Source organism: Nakamurella sp. (assembly GCF_044224575.1).
GTDB lineage: Bacteria > Actinomycetota > Actinomycetes > Mycobacteriales > Nakamurellaceae > Nakamurella.
On the sequence record NZ_JBGAKE010000011.1, the window covers coordinates 51,661 to 67,379 of the forward strand.

Genomic DNA, 15,719 nt, shown 5'->3' on the forward strand with positions numbered 1-15,719 from the left:
GCCGTGCGATCAGCCGGGTCGGGCACTCAGACGGCCGACAGTCGCAGCCGCTCGACGTCCTGCTCCAGCGGGGCGACGCGGTCGGCAGCCGCACGATCACCGCATGCGGCGAGCCAGTTCGCCAGCATCCGGTGGCCGCCCTGGGTCAGCACGGACTCGGGGTGGAACTGCACCCCCTCGACGGCATGCTCGCGATGCCGCAGCCCCATGATCACGCCGCCCTGGGTGCGCGCAGTGACCTCGAGTTCGTCCGGGACGGTGCCGTCGACCACGGCCAACGAGTGATAGCGGGTCGCGGTGAACGGAGTGGGGAGGCCGGCGAGGACGCCCGCACCGCCGTGGTCGACCAGTGATGTGCGGCCGTGCAGGAGTTCCTCGGCGCGGTCGACCGTCGCGCCGTAGACCTCGGCGATCGCCTGATGGCCCAGGCAGACCCCGAACACCGGCAGCCGACCGGCCGCCCACCGCACCATCTCCTCGGTGACGCCCGCGTCGGCCGGTGTGCCGGGCCCGGGCGAGAGCAGGATGCCGTCGGCGCCCATGGCCGGCACGTCGTCCGTGGTCACGGCGTCATTGCGCCGGACCACGCACTCGGCCCCGAGCTGCTCCAGGTACTGCACCAGGTTGAACACGAACGAGTCGTAGTTGTCGACCACCAGGATGCGCGTCACGACGACCAGAGTCCCACACGTCCGCCATCGGTCACCCCGGGTCGGGACCAGGCCGCGGATCGCGACACCGGCCTCGCCCCCTTCCCCCGCGCGGATCAAGAACGCCGGCGCGGATCAACTCACCCCGAATGTGATGCCTGGGACGGGAGTCAACCACTTCATCCGCGCAGCGATCCACACCGCGCCTGTGGACGAACGCGCGGATGAAGTCGCACCGGATGTGACGCGTGGGACGCGAGTCGACGAGTTCATCCGCGCGGGCCTAGTTGATCCGCGCGGCAAGGGGGCGCGGCAGGGGCGGGGCGCGGCCGGCCGGGGGCGCGGAAGGAAGGAGGTGGGACCGGTCGCGGCGACGTCAGCCGGTGGTGACCCGGTCGAACGGCAGGTACGGCTCCAGCCAGGGGAAGACGACGAAGAACAGCAGGGCCACCACGGCCAGGAACAGCACGAGCGACAGGCCGAGCCGGGCGGCGGTCGGTCCGGGTAGATGACGCCAGATCCACGGGTACACGTCGAGTCCTCAGGTCTCGGTCAGCTCGGGGGGAAGATAGCCGGTCGCCTTGGCGTAGCTGGCCACCAGCACGCCGTGGATGATCATTCGTTCGGCGTCGGAGAACTGTGGGTGGCAAGTGGTGAGGGTGATCAACCGCTGCGCGTCCGGCGGGACCGTCGTGGACAGCACCGTGGGCACGGGCAGCACCTGGGCGTAGTCGGACGGCAGGGTGATCTGGCGGCCGTACACGCCGTGGTAGGCCCCGGTCTGTACCTGCACCCCGGCGCAGTGCGCCCGAGGGGTGGCCGCCCAGGCCGACTCCTCCTCCGCCATCGGCAGCACCCGGTAGACGAACCAGTCGTCCTGCGTCTCCACGACGACGGCGTCGCAGGAGTTGAGCAGGCCCAGATCGTTGAACGGCGAACCCTTGGACACCCGGTGGCCGGCCACCGCGAAGTTGCCCTGCTCACCGGGTAGTTGGGTCTCCGAGTAGTGGCCCGGCCCGATGTACAGGTCGTCCGGGGCGGTGCCCTCGACGACGGTGAACACGTAGTCCGCACCCAGCACCGGGATGCGCAGCTTGGCGAAGCCCTCGCCGAGCACCGTGTCGTACCTGGGCACCCGCTGCTGCGGATCCGTCGCCATCTGATCCGGGGCCGGGGCGATGACGGTCGCGGTCTCTTGCGACTGGGCCCAGACCCGGTCGACCGCCGTGGTGGCCGCGGCCTGCTTGCGCTCCCCGAACAGATCGGTGACGTAGACCTCGTAAACGACGAACAGCAGCACGACGACACCGAGCGTGATCAGCAACTCGCCGACGCCACGCACCAGCCGGCGGCCGGCGCCCGGGCGCGGCGGGTCGGGCGCGGTGGTCGTCACCGGCCCCCCTCGGTCGCCGATTTCATCCGGATCGCGCCGTCGTAACCGGGCAATTCCACCTCGTCCAGCCGCGTCACCTCGTAGCCGAGGCGGTACTTGGCCACGTACTGCAGTAGCAGGCGCACTCCGGGCTCCCGGTCGAGGGCGGCCGACATCGCCGTCGCGTCACCGATCGCGGTGATCACGAACGGCGGTGAGTAGGTGCGCCCCTGCAGCAACAGGGTGTTGCCGATGCAGCGCACCGCCGACGTGGTCAGCACCCGCTGGTCCATGATCATCATTGCTTCGGCCCCGCCGGCCCACAGCGCGTTGACGGCCGCCTGCACGTCCTGCTGATGGATCACCAGGTCGTCCGGGTCGACGCCGGCCGGATAGTTACCGTCGGAGTCGCGCGGCGCATCGGACATCGACACCCGGATGCCGGGCCCCACGACGGGCACCAGGCCGGCGGCCGGGGCGAGCGCGTCCACCTGGGCCAAGGCCTGATCGACCTGCGGCGAGACGTCCCGCTCAGCGGCCTGGCCCACCTTGGCTTGCAGGTCCGCGGCCCGGGCGTCCGCATCGAGCACCCGTTGCTGGGCATCGCGGACCACCACCGACAGGTCGACCGAGCGGGTACCGACGTCCTCGCCACCCGCGGACGCCCGCGCCACGCCGAGCAGCAGTCCGGCGACCAGGCAGGCGGCCACCGCACCCACCCGCCACCGCAGTGGTCGTCGGGCCGTCATCCCGTCCGTCCCCGGCACACTTGACTCACAGCTGGTCCGTCGCTCCCCTTCGTCCGGGCCGACCCGCGCCTCCCGTGTCGCCGCTGAGAGTGCCCCGGGCGGCGATCGATCCGGCGGCATCGGGCGCCGCACACCGTAGGCTAGAGGCAGTGGCATACGGCCGCGGTGATGCGCTCACCGGCGGGTGTCGGACGCAGGAGGAACAAGTGCCCAAGTCGAAGGTGCGCAAGAAGGTTGCGACCAGCACGGCCAGTGCGTCGACCCACGCCAACGAGGCGGCCGCCGAGGCCACTCGCGCCCATGTGGCCGCACCGTCGTCGCCCCTGTACATCGGCGTGATGCTCGGGCTGATGATTCTCGGCCTGGTGTGGCTGGTCGTCTACTACCTCTGGGGATCGAGCATCCCGTTCATCGCCGACCTGGGGAACTGGAACTTCGCCATCGGCTTCGCCCTGATGATCGCCGGGCTGTTGATGACGATGCGGTGGCGCTGACCGGAGTGACCCGGCCGCGGCGCCGAACCACACTCGTGTGATTCATCCCCATTGTGGACAAGCCCGGTGGACAACTCCGACTCGGGACCGCCGGTGACCGCCGGGACCGACTTCCCCGGCCCGGGATCACGCACCTGGCGACCGTCCACCGCCCTGCCGGTGGTGCTGCTCGCGTTGGCGGCCGTCGCGGTGCTCGGCGCGGCCCTGCCCCGTGAACCGATCGACCGGATCGTCGCCGGCGCCGCGGCCGTGGCGCTGCTGGCGCTGGCCGGTGCCGCCTGGCGGCGTCGGCTGGTCGGCGGACCCCGAGGGCTGCTGGTCGGCGGAGTGACCGGCACCCGGCTGGTGCCGTGGTCGGCGGTGCGCACCATCGACTGCGGCCGGACCAAGCGGATGGGATCGGCGACCCTGGAGATCGATCTCGTCGATGACGACCTGCTGTTGTTCGGTCGGGTGGAGCTGGGCACCGACCCGGCCGACGTCGCCACCGAATTGACCGGATGGTTCGCCGGCCGGAACTGATCGAACCGGGTCAGTGGGCGGGAATGCAGCCCACCTGCCCGCCGGGCGGATAGATGCAGTACCAGGAGCCGATCTCCAGGTTCGCGTACACGGTCAGCCCGGCCAGCACGACGATCACGCCGGCACACACCCCCCACTGCCAGAGCCGGCGGGTGGCCCGCGGGGGGAACACCATCGCGGCCCCCACGATCGCCCCGACCACGAACCCGCCCAGGTGCCCCTGCCAGGACAGCCCCGGGTAGGTCAAGGTGATGAAGACGTTCAGGGCCAGCACGACGATCAGCGGGCGAAGGTCCAGGCGCAAGCGGCGGAACGTCGCCACCAGCGCACCCATCAGGGCGTAGACGGCACCGGATGCGCCGATGGTGAGGCTGACCGGCAGGCTGAACAGCAGCACGCTCACCGACGAGCCGAGCAGCCCGAGCAGGTAGATCACCAGCATCCGGGACCGGCCGAGGATGCGTTCGAGCGGGATGCCCAGCCAGTACAGCGAGAGCATGTTGGTGGCCAGGTGGATCAGGCTGCCGTGCAGGAACCCGGCGGTGACGAGCCGCCAGTACTCGCCGGAGGCGACCTCGGCCGGGATCAGCCCGCCGCGCAGGTACAGCTCCGAGTTCGACAGGTCCATCGCCGACCGTGACTGCACGGCGGTGACCAGGAAGAATGCCAGGTTCACCACGATCAACGCGATCGTGACGACCGGGCGCTGGCCGAGCCGGGCACCGGCCACGGTGCGCGGCGCGGTGGTGGCCGCCCGGCCCTGGGCGACGCACTCCCGGCAGTGGAACCCGACGGACGCCGGCGTCAGGCACTCCGGGCAGGCGGGCCGCCCGCACCGGGAACAGGACAGCGGGGTGTTGCGGTCTTGATGCCAGGTGCACGGCAGCATCGGTGGCCCGGCGGCGGCCGGGCCCGGCGGGGGCAGGCCGCTCAGCTCGCGGACTCCTCTGGATCCTCGATGCTGATCGAATTGATCACCACGTCGTCGGCGGGCCGGTCGAACCGGTCGGTCCGGGTGGTCGCGATCGCGTCCACCACGTCGCGCGACGCCTGGTCGGCGACCTCACCGAAGATGGTGTGCCGGCGGTTCAGGTGCGGGGTCGGGCCGACGGTGATGAAGAACTGCGAGCCGTTGGTGCCCGGTCCGGCGTTGGCCATCGCCAGCAGGTACGGCTTGTTGAAGGCCAGCTCGGGGTGGAACTCGTCGGCGAACTGGTAACCGGGCCCGCCCGAGCCGGTGCCGGTGGGATCGCCCCCCTGGATCATGAAGCCCTCGATCACCCGGTGGAAGATCGCGCCGTCGTAGAACGGACCGGTCGTCTCGCCCGAGGCGTTCTTGGTCGTGTACTTCGCCGTGCCCTTGGCCAGCTTGACGAAGTTGCTGACGGTCTTGGGGGCCTGGAAGCGGAACATCTGGATCCGGATGTCGCCGCGGTTGGTGTGCAGGGTCGCGTAGAGGTCGCTCACGGTGAACCATCCTGCCACTCGGCCGGGATGGCACTGAACAATCCGGCTCCTCCGTCTCCGGTTTGTTCCCCGTGCCCATTCTCCGGTGCTCGATGGCGGCCTCGCCGGCTCGGCCGATTCGCTCAAAGCCCCAGGTTGGAGATGGCGGCAGCGGCGAGCTGCCGGCCTTTGATCGACTGCGGCTGATTGGCCTCCGCGATCACGGCCACCGGGCCTTTGGAGACGGCATAGATCGACCCGCGATCGGTGAGCATCGACCCGCCGGACCAGCCCGCCGGGTCATCGGCCGGGTTCGACCCGTCCACCGGGACGTGCTGGTCGACCGCGGCCACGGCCGCCGCGGCGGTATCGGCCTGGACGACGCGTACGGTCGCCAGCCAGCCGCCGTCGCTGCGGGTGAAGGTGCAGATGGGCTGCGGCGGGACGTCGACGACCGTGGTCGTCCCGGTGCGCTGGCCGTTGATGTCGGCCACCTGGTCGTCCGACAGGTACGGGCAGGGGCCGGCCTCCGGCGCGGGCTCGGCCGTCGGACCGGGCGGCAGCACGGTGGTCGGCGCGGCCCGGGCCACGCTCGGCGCGGCCGTCACGGTGACCGACCGGGTGGCGGTCCGGGTTCCCTCGGTCAGCGTGATCGTCGATTCCGCGGGCGCCGCGGGCCCACCCGAACAGCCGACCAGGACGGACGCCAGCAGGCACACGGTCGTCGGGACGACCGCCCGACGCGACCGCGCGATCGGTCGGAGGTCGACCATCGGGCTCCCTTCCACCAGGCGTGCACACCTCGGGTGCGACCGGCTTGCCCGGTACGCTCGATCTGCCGGGTACGCCCGGCCGATCCGGATCTCATCGTTGTCATCAGGAAGGTAGCCGCCACCGTGGCCCAGCGCCGCAACACCGCCCAACGTGCGGCCATCCTGGACGTCCTGGCCGGCAAGGACGAGTTCCTGTCGGCCCAGGAGCTGCACACCACCCTGCGGTCCACCGGCTCGTCGATCGGCCTGGCCACGGTGTACCGGGCGCTGCAGGACATGGCCGGCGGCGGTGATCTGGACACGGTGCGGACGCAGACCGGTGAGGTGCTGTACCGGCAGTGTGAGCAGCCGCGGCATCACCACCACCTGGTGTGCCGGGTTTGCGGGCGGACCCAGGAGGTCGAGGCGCCCAGCGTCGAGCGCTGGGCTCGGGCGGTGGCCGCCGAGTTCGGCTACACCGACATCAACCACGAGGTCGAACTGTTCGGGGTGTGCCCGGCCTGCTCGGCCGGCTCGGCCCAGCCGGCCGAACGATCGGCCATCGGCAGCTGACCATCGAGGGCGGGCGCTCCAGGAGCGCCCTGAGCGATCTGGCGACGCAGTGAGCCTGATTGTTCAGCGCGGTCCTACAGATCGGGTTCGTCCGGCGCGGACAGGCTCAGCGTGCAATCGACCACGGCCGGCGATTCGCGGATCCGCGCCTCGAGCGCGCGCAGGCGCACCGCCAGGTGGGATTCGGCATCGTCGCCGGACAGATCGACGTCGGCAACGAGGTACAGCTGGCGGGGGCCGATGAAGTCGACCCGCAGCGCCGTGACCCGGGAGACCTCGGGCAGCTCCCGCAGCGCCTGCACGATCGCCGCCCGGACCGGCGGGCTCACCTGCACGCCGACCAGGAACTGCCGGTTGCGGTCGATCAGCACGATGGCCACCACCCCGAGCAGGATGCCGACGAGGATCGAGCCGATGGCGTCCGGCGTGGCCGAACCGGTCAGCTGGTGCAGGCCCAGGCCGGTGGCCGCGATCACCAGGCCGGTGAGCGCGGCCGCGTCCTCGGCGAACACCGCGCGCAGCGTCGGGTCCGAGGTCGCCAACACGTGGCTGATCAGGTCCCGGTTGACGGTGGCCGCCTCGCGTCGGGCCTGCCGCACCGACTGCAGGAACGACGTGCCCTCCAGCAGGAACGAGAATCCCAGCACCAGGTAGCCGATGAGGAAGTCGGTGGCCGGCTCCGGATCGACCAGCTCGTGGATCCCGTGGGTGATCGACACCGCGGAGCCGGCGACGAACAGGCCGAGCGCCGCGAACAGCGACCAGACGTAGGCCTCGCGACCGAACCCCAGCGGATGCGCGTCGTCCGGCCGTCGCCCGGACATCCGGTTGGCGATCATCAGGAAGATCTCGTTGCCGGTGTCCGCCCACGAATGCGCTGCCTCGGCCACCATCGATGCCGACCCGGTCAACGCCGCCGCCCAGGTCTTGGCCACCGCGACCAGCAGGTTCGCGGTGAACGCGATCAACACGGTCAGCGTGCTCTCGGACTTCTCACCGGTCCGGGCGTCGCCGAGGGCGACCACCGGCGGCGGGCCGGCGTCCGGTCCGGTCGCAGGGTCCCGCATCCGACTCATCCTCCGATCGGCCGGGACGGGCGCCGTCGCGCCTGCTCGCCGTGAAACTACCCGCGACGCGCGGGACGGTGGACCTCGCCCCGCACCGGCCCCCGCCGGCCCATGGCAGGCTTCGGCCCGAACCACGGAACGGCCGGCCACGATCGACCGGACGAAGGAGTCGCCGATGAAGCTCAGCGCCGGTCTGCTGCTGTACCGTCCGGTCCCCGGTGGCGTCGAGGTCCTGCTCGTGCACATGGGCGGCCCCTTCTGGGCCGGCAAGGACGACCACGCGTGGTCGATCCCGAAGGGCGAGTACGACGAGGGGGAGGACCCGGCCGCGGTGGCCGTGCGGGAGTTCACCGAGGAGCTCGGCGACCCGCCGCCCGGTGGACCGACGCTCGAGCTCGGCTCGGCCCGGCAGAGCAACAAGACCGTGACGGTGTTCGCCCGCCCGGGCGATTTCGACGCCGCCGCAGCGGTCAGCAACACCTTCACCCTGCAGTGGCCGCCGCGGTCCGGGCGATTCCAGGAGTTCCCGGAGGTGGACCGGGCGGAGTGGTTCGATCTGCCGACCGCGGCCGGCAAGCTGGTGAAGGGCCAGGTCGTCTTCCTCACCCGGCTGGCGGACCGGCTGGCGGGATCTGACCGGGGGTCGGAGGGGGGATGGCCCGGCGACGAGGTGGGGTTTGCCCCACTGTGCCGGCCGCAGACCTCTCCTAGCGTGGATGAGGAGGCCGCATCCGGACGGTCGGCCGCCGACCCGAAGGAACCGAGATGAAGCGAGCGATGAGCGTGGCGGCCGGATTGACCCTCCTGCTGGCGACCGCCGGCTGCGGCCAGGCCCGCGACGCCGGGCCGGCGACCACGGCGCACCGTACGGTCTCCGGCGTCCACGCGGTGCAGCTGGAGACCAGCGGCGACCTGACGATCAACGTCGGCGAGGGCGAGAGCCTGACCATCGACGCCGGGGCCAACGTCATCGACGGGCTGACCTCGGACGTCGTCGACGGCACGCTCGTGCTGGGCGGCAGGTCGGGTTCCTGGTTCGGCGGCTCGATCCGCTACACCCTGACGGTGACCGAGTTGGACCGCATCGAACTCGCGGGGTCGGGCAACATCACCGGAGCCGGCGTGCCGACCGGAGACGGGATGCTCTCGCTCTCCGGCTCCGGTTCGGCCACCCTCTCCGGCCTGCACCTGAACGAGGTCACCGCCGACATCTCCGGATCCGGCGGGATGACGGTGACCGGTGCCGCCACCACGGCATCAGTGACGATCAGCGGTTCCGGCGACTTCGACGGCTCGGGTTTGACCACCGAGCGGGCGGCCGTCGAGGTCAGCGGCTCCGGCCAGGCCCGGGTCGACGTCAGCGGCACCCTGACGGCGACGGTGAGCGGCAGCGGCGATGTCGTCTACACCGGCAACCCGACCTCGGTGCAGCGGGACCGGAGCGGGAGCGGGGATATCGTCGCCGGCTGAGATCGCCCGGTCACCGGCGGTTGACCGGCCGGCGGGCCGGACATGAGTGCGCTCACACGGCCGGGGCGGTGCCCGGGGTCCCGGCCTACCGGCGCGTAGCCTCGGTACTGGATCGATACAGATACGGTTCGCCCAGATCGGCACGACGAAGACGGCGCGGCCTTCGGACCCCCACCACCGCTGCCCCACCTGCCGAAGCGAGGTCATCTCCGATGTCCGCATTCCTGCTCACCACTCCCCGCCCGCCCCGACCCGGCGTCGAGGCCCGGAACGACCCGGCGGGCCTGCGGCCCGCCGTGCACCGGGCCGCCGGCGCCGCCTTCTGCACCGACCTGGACGCGCTGGTCATCAGCTTCGTCCGGGCCCGGATCGCCGAGCACTTCGCGGTAGCCGACGACGTCATCGACGCGATGATCGCCAGCCACCTGCTGAGCCTGGCCACCCGGCTGAGTGCGGAACTGGACCACCTAGCCTCGCAGTGACCGCGGCGGCCGGCCGACTTGAGTCCCACTTGGGACGGCCCTCATTTCCCCGGCCGGCAGGCTTAAGTCGGCGATCAGTCGTCCTTAAGGACCGGCCGCCACAGTGAACGTGTTCGCCACAAACGTTCACAGGAAGACGGACCAGATGACCATCGAGGACTTCGCCCGGACCACCACCACGACGGACCGATCGCCGGCCCACGCCCTGCGTGGGCTGTGCGGCGGCGCCGTCCATCTGCCGGGCGATCCGGGCTACGACTCCGCGCGGATGGCCTGGAACCTTGCCGTCGACCAGCGGCCCGCGGCCGTCGCGATCCCGGCCGATGCCCAGCAGGCCGCGCAGGTGGTGCGGGCCGCCGCCGCGGCCGGCCTTCGGGTCGCCCCGCAGAGCACCGGGCACAACGCCGCCCCGCTGGGCCGGTTGGACGACGTGGTGATCGTGCGGACCTCGGCCATGGACTCCGTGCAGATCGACCCGGCCCGGCATCGGGCACGGGTGGGCGGCGGTGCGCTGTGGCAGTCGGCCGTGGACGCGGCCGCCCGGCACGGTTTCGCCACGCTGCACGGCTCGTCACCGGACGTGGGCATCGCCGGCTACTCCCTCGGCGGCGGCATCGGCTGGTACGCCCGAGCGCTCGGGCTGGCGACCAACAGCGTGACCGGCCTGGAGGTGGTCACCGCGGACGGTCGGGTCGTCTGGGCCGACGCCGAGCATCATCCGGAGCTGTTCTGGGCGCTGCGCGGTGGCAGTGGCAATTTCGGCATCGTCACCGCTCTGGAGTTCCGCATCTTCCCGTTCGCGACCGCGTTCGCCGGGATGCTCGTGTGGGATGCCGCCCTCGCCGAGCCGGTGCTCCGGCGGTGGCTGCAGTGGGCCGGTGACGCCCCCGACGAGGTCACCACCTCATTCCGGGTCCTGCGCCTCCCACCCCTGCCGGACATCCCGGCGCCGTTCCGCGGCCGGCACCTGGTGGTGATCGACGGCGCGGTGCTGGCCGCGGACGAACGCGCGGCGGAGATCCTCGCCCCGCTGCGCGACCTGCAGCCGGAGGTGGACACCTTCGCCCGGACTCCGGTGCAGGCGCTGACCGGGTTGCACATGGATCCGGAGGGCCCCAGCCCGGGCGTCTCGAACACGGTCGTCGTCGATGCGATGCCCGAGGCCGCGATCCACGCCTTCCTGGACCAGGCCCGCGCCGGGTCGTCCGTGCTGCTGCATGAACTGCGCCAGCTGGGTGGTGCGTTGGGCCGGCCGGCCGACGGGGCCGGCGCGATGCCGACGCTGCCGGGAGCCTTCCTCGCGTTCGCCGGTGCCATTGCCGCCACCCCCGAGATGGCGGCCGCCGGTCTGCGCGACACGGCGGAGTTCGCCGCCGCGCTGGCGCCGTTCGGTTCCCGCCGCAACTACCTCAACTTCCAGGAGAACGCCGTCGACCCGGCCACCGGGTTCGACCCGGTCACCTTCGGGCGGCTGGTCACGCTCAAGTCGGCGCTCGACCCGGACGGCGTCCTGGTCGGCAACCACCTGGTCCGGCGCACCTACGAGATGGAGGACGAGTTCTTCTGATCGACCCACTTCGCGGTTGATCATGGGCCGACGGCCGTTCCGGCTCGCTCCAAGCGGCCCAGGACCCATGATCAACAGCGAAATCCCGGTGTACTCACCGACGCGGCCCGACCGCCGAGGTGCCCATATATGAAGAGCCGACCCGGCCGCACCCCTCTGCTGGGTCCCACCGATCGCCCCGACGCCGCTCCCCTCCGGCGCCGGGGCGATCGCGCGTCCGGGTCAGGCGGGGTCAGTGCGGGTCAGGCAGCGGTGCGCAGGAAGTCGATCTCCGGGCCACGCTCCGCAGCGCCGCCCGGCGTCTCCAGGATGACCGGCGCGCCGGCCGCCCGGATGACCCCGGCCAGCAGGTCCGGGGGGATCTCGCCGGCGATCACCGAGGCGTGCCGATCCCGGGCCGAGCCGAACTCGTCCCGGGAGTTGTTGCAGTGCACCAGGTCGATCCGCCCGGTGATGGCCTTGATGTCGTCGACGACGGTGGCCAGGTCCAGGCCCGCGGCCCAGGCGTGGCAGGTGTCGAGCACGAAGCCCGCCCCGAAATCACCGACCGCTGCCCACAAACGCCCGATCTCGTCCAGGGTCCGGGTCATCGCCTTGTCGCCGCCGGCGGTGTTCTCGATGAGCACGGGCAGCGGGAAGCCGCCCTCCTCCGCCTGCCGTTCGAACACCTTGCGCCAGTTGGCGAACCCGACCTCGGGGTCGTCCTTGGCCAGCACGTGACCGCCGTGCACGATCAACCCGCTCGCTCCGGTCTCGGCGGCCGCCTTGGCGTGCGCGGTCAGCAGCTTGCGGCTCGGGATCCGGATCCGATTGTTGGTGGTCGCGACGTTGACGATGTACGGCGCATGCACGAAAACCGTCAGCCCGGCCGCCCGCATGGCGTCCGCATGCGGGTGCGGTGTGGGCGTCTTCCAGCCCTGCGGGTCGGCCAGGAAGACCTGAACGCCGTCCGCACCGGACGCGGCCGCCTCGGCGACCGGGTCGCCGTCATCCGCGCGAGCCCCGACATGCACACCCAGCATCACCATGCCGCGAAGGGTAGTCCGGCGCCCCGACAGCGCCGAGTCAGCCGCGGGGGATCAGCCCAGCGTGGCCGCCTGCTCAACCGGAAGCCGCTGGGCCAGCACGTCCAGGATCGGTCGCAGCTGCATCCACCACTCGGTGAGCGGACGCCGGTTCTCCCAGTCGGCCAGCTCCTCGGCCTGGCGCATCGACGTGACCCGGACCGTGCCCTTGGTGTAGCCGATGACCGCGCTGTCGGCCCGCCGCCGGTCGATCTCGTTGCTGATCCAGTCCATCGAGTGGGCCGCCAGCCGGGTGCCGAGGATCCGGTCGAACGGTGACGGCGTGCCGCCCTGCTGGGTCTGACCCAGCACCACCTTCCGCGCGTCGAACAATCCCTGGCTCTCCTGCTCGAACAGCCGGCACAGGAAGTCGCTGGTGTACATGGAACTGGCCTTCTCGTTGGCCACCACCATGAACAGCCGCTGGCCGGCGCGGAAACTGTCCACCATCCGCTCGACGTCGACCGACAGGTCCTTGAGGGTGATGCCCTCCTCGTGCAGGTACACCCGCACCGCACCGCCGGACAGGCCGGCGAGCAGGGCGAGATAGCCGCAGGTGCCGCCCATCGTCTCGACCACGAACGCCCGACGCTGGGCGGCGCCGGCCTGCCGGACCCGGTCGATCGAATCGACGATGAGGTTCAGCGCGCTGTCCGCGCCGATGGACAGCTCGGAGAAGGGCAGGTTGTTATCGATGCTGGCCGGCAGGCAGATCGTCGGGATCTTGAACGCCTCGTACCGGTCGCGTTCGCGCCACATGGTGTGCGCGGACTCGAAGGCGTCCCACCCGCCGATGATCACCAGGCCGTCGATGCCATGGGTCTCCAGGCCTCGGCCGATGGCGTACAGGTCCTTGACGGTGGGCACCTTGCGGCTGATGCCCAGCTCGGCGCCGCCGCGGCTGCTCCAGCCCTCGACGTCACCCCATTGCATTTCCTGGACGTCTCCCTCGACCAGGCCGGCGAAGCTTCCCTTGACACCGAGCACGGTGTGCCCGCGGTGCAGCCCGAGCCGGATGGCCACCCGGGCGGCCGCGTTCATCCCGGGAGCCAGACCACCGACGTTCAGCACGGCGATCCGGGCCGACTTCGCGTTCGTCATCCGCACCCCGGGCAGGGCATGCGAGATGGAGTGGAACACGTGGGCGAGCTCGGTGTAGCTGTCGCCGCGCAGGGTCAGCGCCGTGTCGTAGTCCTTGGCCGCGATCAGGCTGGCCAATTCACGTGTCTTGGCCACGCTCTCCATGAGGGGCGCCTTGCCGATCCGGTTGTGATTCACCCCGATGATCGACGGCACGGTGTCCGCGGTGGCCGACAGCACCTCCTCGACCGCCGCGAACCCCTGCTGCGAGCTCATGGACCGGTCGAACGCGCTGGGTGCGCCGCCGCGCTGGACGTGGCCGAGGATGGTGACCCGGGTGTCCTCGCCGAGCCGGTCCTCGAGGACCTGCCGGATGTAGTCGCTGTTGATCGGCGTGTGATCGCTGTCCTGCGCGCCCTCGGCGACCACCACGATGCTGTTGCGCCGGCCCGATGCCCGCACATTGCTGATCTGTTCGCACAGGTGGGTCTCCCACCCGGGCGCGGGCGGGTTCTCCGGGATGAACACGTAGTCGGCTCCACCGGCGATCGCGCTCATCAACGCGAGGTAGCCGCAGTGCCGGCCCATCACCTCGACGATGAAACTGCGCTGGTGGCTGGCCGCGGTGCTGGAGATCGAGTCGATCGCCTCGACGATGCGGTGCAACGCCGAATCGGCACCGATCGTCATGTCGGTGCCGATCATGTCGTTGTCGATCGAGCCGACCAGGCCGGCGATCATCAACGCGGGGTGCCGATCGGCTGCCTCCTGATCGATCACCCCGTCGGCCAGCAACTCGGCGACCAGCGACGACCACTCCCGGCGGAGCAGGTCGGCGCCGGACAGGCTGCCGTCCCCGCCGATGACGATCAGCCGGTCGATCCCCTTCTCGATCAGGTTGTGCACGGCCTTGAGCCGGCCCGATCGTTCCCGGAACTCAAGGGAACGCGCGGTCCCGATGACCGTCCCGCCCCGGTTCAGGATGCCGCTGACGTCGTCGAAGGTGGCCGGCCGGATCCGGTCGCCACCTTCGATCAGGCCGCGGTAGCCCTCGTAGATGGCATAGATGTCGGCGTTGTAGTGCAGGGCGGTGCGAACCACGGCGCGAACGGCCGGGTTCATCCCCTGTGCGTCACCACCGCTGGTCATCACGGCAAGACGGCGTTTGCCCGAATCGGGGCTGTGCGCGGTCATCTGATCCTCGACCTCGAATTCTGCTCTCGTTCGACCACTTCGCCACGGACCGGTCGCCCGACAGATCCGAGCGGCTCAGATCTTACGGTGGCTGCGCTGCTCGAACGCGTCGAGCACCTCGGGGTACAGCGGGTGGTCCGGCGTCAGCCCGGTCACCTTCTCCACCGCCTGGGGTGCCGGCAGCGAACCCACCAGCTCCTGCAGTTCCACGCTCTCCGGATCCTCCGGGACGTCGAATGCCAGGGCGGCCGCCACGGTGGCCATGAGGTGGCGGGCGGGAATGCCCCGCTCGGCCAACTGGGCGGCCGGACCGATCAGCCGCTCGTTGCGGGACAGCTTGCGCAGCGGCTGGCGGCCGACGCGCTCAGTGGTGTCCGGCAGGTGCGGGTTGGCGAAGCGCTGCAGGATCTTGTCGACATAGGCCTGCTGCGCGGCGTCGCTGAACTCGTGCTTGGCCACCAGCAACGCCTTGGTCTCGGCCAGCACTCCCTCGACGGCGGTTCGCACCTGCTCGTCGGACAGCGCGTCGGACAGCTTGCTGATCCCTCGGAGCTTGCCGTGGTAGGCCGTCGCGGCGTGACCGGTGTTGACCGTGAACAGCTTTCGCTCGATGTACGGCGCCAGATCGGGCACCCAGCTGGCGTCCGGGATGGTCAGCGGGTGATCCGCGAACGGCGGCGATTCGATGGCCCACTCGAAGTAGGTCTCGACGGTGACATCCAGACCCTGGCCATCGGCCTGCGCCGGCACGATGCGGTCGACCGCGGTGTTGGCGAAGATCGCCTTGGCCTCGATGCCCGCCCACTCATCGGCCGAGCAGTGTTCCCGGATGTGCCCGGCCAGCACGTCGGTCGCGTTGATCGCGTTCTCGCAGGCCATCACGGCCAGCGGCGGCGCATCGGCCGACCGGGCCTTGAGCGCGGCGGCGATGGTGGGCGCGACGAACTTCAGGATGGTCGGCCCGACCGCGGTGGTGACGATGTCGGCGGCCGCGATCTCCCGGACCAACGCTGCCTCGTGCTCGCGGCTGTTGATCGCCCGGTAGTTGTCCACGGTCTCGGTGCTGGACTCCAGCCCGACGGCGTTGACCTGGTAGCTGGGCGTCACCTGCAGGGCGCCGATCAGCGCGTCGGCGACGTCGGCGAACACGACCTCGTACCCGGCCCGGTGCAGGATCAGCCCGACGAAGCCCCGGCCGATATTGCCCGCCCCGAAATGAACTGCTGTCGAAGCCATG

General features: G+C 70.9%; 18 protein-coding genes. 7 read left to right on the forward strand and 11 right to left on the reverse strand.

The window, feature by feature from the left end:
• Positions 1–26 precede the first annotated feature (26 nt).
• The 4 genes from ACILSK_RS14015 to ACILSK_RS14030 all read right to left on the reverse strand — a co-directional run bounded on the left by ACILSK_RS14015 (position 27) and on the right by ACILSK_RS14030 (position 2,771).
• Entirely contained in the window at positions 27–671 is a 645-nt protein-coding gene (locus tag ACILSK_RS14015) for an aminodeoxychorismate/anthranilate synthase component II (protein ID WP_395727784.1), read from the reverse strand.
• 355 nt (positions 672–1,026) lie between these two features.
• Positions 1,027–1,182, reverse strand: a complete 156-nt coding sequence (locus tag ACILSK_RS14020; RefSeq protein ID WP_395727785.1) for a hypothetical protein — start codon at positions 1,180–1,182, stop codon at positions 1,027–1,029.
• 9 nt (positions 1,183–1,191) lie between these two features.
• The gene (locus ACILSK_RS14025; RefSeq protein ID WP_395727786.1) at positions 1,192–2,043 is read right to left on the reverse strand and encodes a class E sortase; all 852 of its coding nucleotides are present in this window, start codon (positions 2,041–2,043) and stop codon (positions 1,192–1,194) included.
• Complete coding sequence (locus ACILSK_RS14030) at positions 2,040–2,771, reverse strand: DUF881 domain-containing protein (protein WP_395727787.1); 732 nt, start codon at positions 2,769–2,771, stop codon at positions 2,040–2,042. The genes ACILSK_RS14025 and ACILSK_RS14030 overlap by 4 nt, the downstream gene beginning before the upstream one ends.
• Before the next feature lie 206 nt (positions 2,772–2,977).
• On the opposite strand from ACILSK_RS14030, the gene crgA reads away from it, so the two are divergent.
• Both crgA and ACILSK_RS14040 read left to right on the forward strand, forming a co-directional pair.
• Positions 2,978–3,265, forward strand: a complete 288-nt coding sequence (gene crgA / locus ACILSK_RS14035) for a cell division protein CrgA (RefSeq protein ID WP_395727788.1) — start codon at positions 2,978–2,980, stop codon at positions 3,263–3,265.
• 66 nt (positions 3,266–3,331) lie between these two features.
• Positions 3,332–3,787 (forward strand): PH domain-containing protein, encoded by a 456-nt coding sequence (locus ACILSK_RS14040; protein ID WP_395727789.1) that lies wholly within the window; start codon positions 3,332–3,334, stop codon positions 3,785–3,787.
• Positions 3,788–3,797: 10 nt separating this feature from the next.
• Here the strand turns inward: ACILSK_RS14040 and ACILSK_RS14045 are convergent, their stop codons facing one another.
• The 3 genes from ACILSK_RS14045 to ACILSK_RS14055 form a co-directional block, all read right to left on the reverse strand.
• Positions 3,798–4,676 carry a rhomboid family intramembrane serine protease gene (locus ACILSK_RS14045; RefSeq protein WP_395727790.1) on the reverse strand — a complete coding sequence of 293 codons (879 nt, stop codon included), beginning with the start codon at positions 4,674–4,676 and terminating at the stop codon, positions 3,798–3,800.
• Between the two features lie 41 nt (positions 4,677–4,717).
• A complete protein-coding gene (locus ACILSK_RS14050) occupies positions 4,718–5,254 on the reverse strand; it encodes a peptidylprolyl isomerase (RefSeq protein WP_395727791.1) in 537 nt (178 codons plus the stop codon).
• Between the two features lie 122 nt (positions 5,255–5,376).
• Positions 5,377–6,006, reverse strand: coding sequence for a DUF2020 domain-containing protein (locus tag ACILSK_RS14055; protein ID WP_395727792.1), 630 nt, complete (start codon positions 6,004–6,006; stop codon positions 5,377–5,379).
• A gap of 123 nt (positions 6,007–6,129) precedes the next feature.
• On the opposite strand from ACILSK_RS14055, the gene ACILSK_RS14060 reads away from it, so the two are divergent.
• On the forward strand, positions 6,130–6,558 hold the full coding sequence (locus ACILSK_RS14060) for a Fur family transcriptional regulator (protein WP_395727793.1): 429 nt from the start codon (positions 6,130–6,132) through the stop codon (positions 6,556–6,558).
• A gap of 74 nt (positions 6,559–6,632) precedes the next feature.
• On the opposite strand, the gene ACILSK_RS14065 is transcribed toward ACILSK_RS14060, so the two are convergent.
• A complete protein-coding gene (locus ACILSK_RS14065) occupies positions 6,633–7,625 on the reverse strand; it encodes a cation diffusion facilitator family transporter (RefSeq protein ID WP_395727794.1) in 993 nt (330 codons plus the stop codon).
• A gap of 175 nt (positions 7,626–7,800) precedes the next feature.
• Here ACILSK_RS14065 and ACILSK_RS14070 point away from each other — a divergent pair, with 175 nt between their 5' ends.
• The 4 genes from ACILSK_RS14070 (at position 7,801) to ACILSK_RS14085 (ending at position 11,144) form a co-directional block, all read left to right on the forward strand.
• A complete protein-coding gene (locus ACILSK_RS14070) occupies positions 7,801–8,394 on the forward strand; it encodes an NUDIX domain-containing protein (protein ID WP_395727795.1) in 594 nt (197 codons plus the stop codon).
• The gene (locus ACILSK_RS14075; RefSeq protein WP_395727796.1) at positions 8,391–9,095 is read left to right on the forward strand and encodes a head GIN domain-containing protein; all 705 of its coding nucleotides are present in this window, start codon (positions 8,391–8,393) and stop codon (positions 9,093–9,095) included. The genes ACILSK_RS14070 and ACILSK_RS14075 overlap by 4 nt, the downstream gene beginning before the upstream one ends.
• A 212-nt stretch (positions 9,096–9,307) precedes the next feature.
• Complete coding sequence (locus tag ACILSK_RS14080) at positions 9,308–9,577, forward strand: hypothetical protein (RefSeq protein ID WP_395727797.1); 270 nt, start codon at positions 9,308–9,310, stop codon at positions 9,575–9,577.
• 145 nt (positions 9,578–9,722) lie between these two features.
• Positions 9,723–11,144 carry an FAD-binding oxidoreductase gene (locus ACILSK_RS14085; protein WP_395727798.1) on the forward strand — a complete coding sequence of 474 codons (1,422 nt, stop codon included), beginning with the start codon at positions 9,723–9,725 and terminating at the stop codon, positions 11,142–11,144.
• 242 nt (positions 11,145–11,386) lie between these two features.
• Here ACILSK_RS14085 and ACILSK_RS14090 read toward each other — a convergent pair whose 3' ends face one another.
• From ACILSK_RS14090 to ACILSK_RS14100, 3 genes are all read right to left on the reverse strand, one after another.
• Positions 11,387–12,172 (reverse strand): deoxyribonuclease IV, encoded by a 786-nt coding sequence (locus ACILSK_RS14090; RefSeq protein WP_395727799.1) that lies wholly within the window; start codon positions 12,170–12,172, stop codon positions 11,387–11,389.
• Positions 12,173–12,223: 51 nt separating this feature from the next.
• A complete protein-coding gene (locus tag ACILSK_RS14095) occupies positions 12,224–14,482 on the reverse strand; it encodes a 6-phosphofructokinase (protein ID WP_395727800.1) in 2,259 nt (752 codons plus the stop codon).
• A gap of 75 nt (positions 14,483–14,557) precedes the next feature.
• A complete protein-coding gene (locus ACILSK_RS14100) occupies positions 14,558–15,718 on the reverse strand; it encodes a mannitol-1-phosphate 5-dehydrogenase (RefSeq protein WP_395727801.1) in 1,161 nt (386 codons plus the stop codon).
• Position 15,719 lies beyond the last annotated feature (1 nt).

Bases quoted from the DNA above. Each gene is read 5' to 3' on its own strand.
- ACILSK_RS14030 (WP_395727787.1), bottom strand. From the start codon at position 2,771: ATGACGGCCCGACGACCACTGCGGTGGCGGGTGGGTGCGGTGGCCGCC.
- ACILSK_RS14045 (WP_395727790.1), bottom strand. From the start codon at position 4,676: ATGCTGCCGTGCACCTGGCATCAAGACCGCAACACCCCGCTGTCCTGT.
- ACILSK_RS14055 (WP_395727792.1), bottom strand. From the start codon at position 6,006: ATGGTCGACCTCCGACCGATCGCGCGGTCGCGTCGGGCGGTCGTCCCG.
- ACILSK_RS14065 (WP_395727794.1), bottom strand. From the start codon at position 7,625: ATGCGGGACCCTGCGACCGGACCGGACGCCGGCCCGCCGCCGGTGGTC.
- ACILSK_RS14070 (WP_395727795.1), top strand. From the start codon at position 7,801: ATGAAGCTCAGCGCCGGTCTGCTGCTGTACCGTCCGGTCCCCGGTGGC.
- ACILSK_RS14075 (WP_395727796.1), top strand. From the start codon at position 8,391: ATGAAGCGAGCGATGAGCGTGGCGGCCGGATTGACCCTCCTGCTGGCG.
- ACILSK_RS14080 (WP_395727797.1), top strand. From the start codon at position 9,308: ATGTCCGCATTCCTGCTCACCACTCCCCGCCCGCCCCGACCCGGCGTC.
- ACILSK_RS14085 (WP_395727798.1), top strand. From the start codon at position 9,723: ATGACCATCGAGGACTTCGCCCGGACCACCACCACGACGGACCGATCG.
- ACILSK_RS14090 (WP_395727799.1), bottom strand. From the start codon at position 12,172: ATGGTGATGCTGGGTGTGCATGTCGGGGCTCGCGCGGATGACGGCGAC.
- ACILSK_RS14095 (WP_395727800.1), bottom strand. From the start codon at position 14,482: ATGACCGCGCACAGCCCCGATTCGGGCAAACGCCGTCTTGCCGTGATG.
- ACILSK_RS14100 (WP_395727801.1), bottom strand. From the start codon at position 15,718: ATGGCTTCGACAGCAGTTCATTTCGGGGCGGGCAATATCGGCCGGGGC.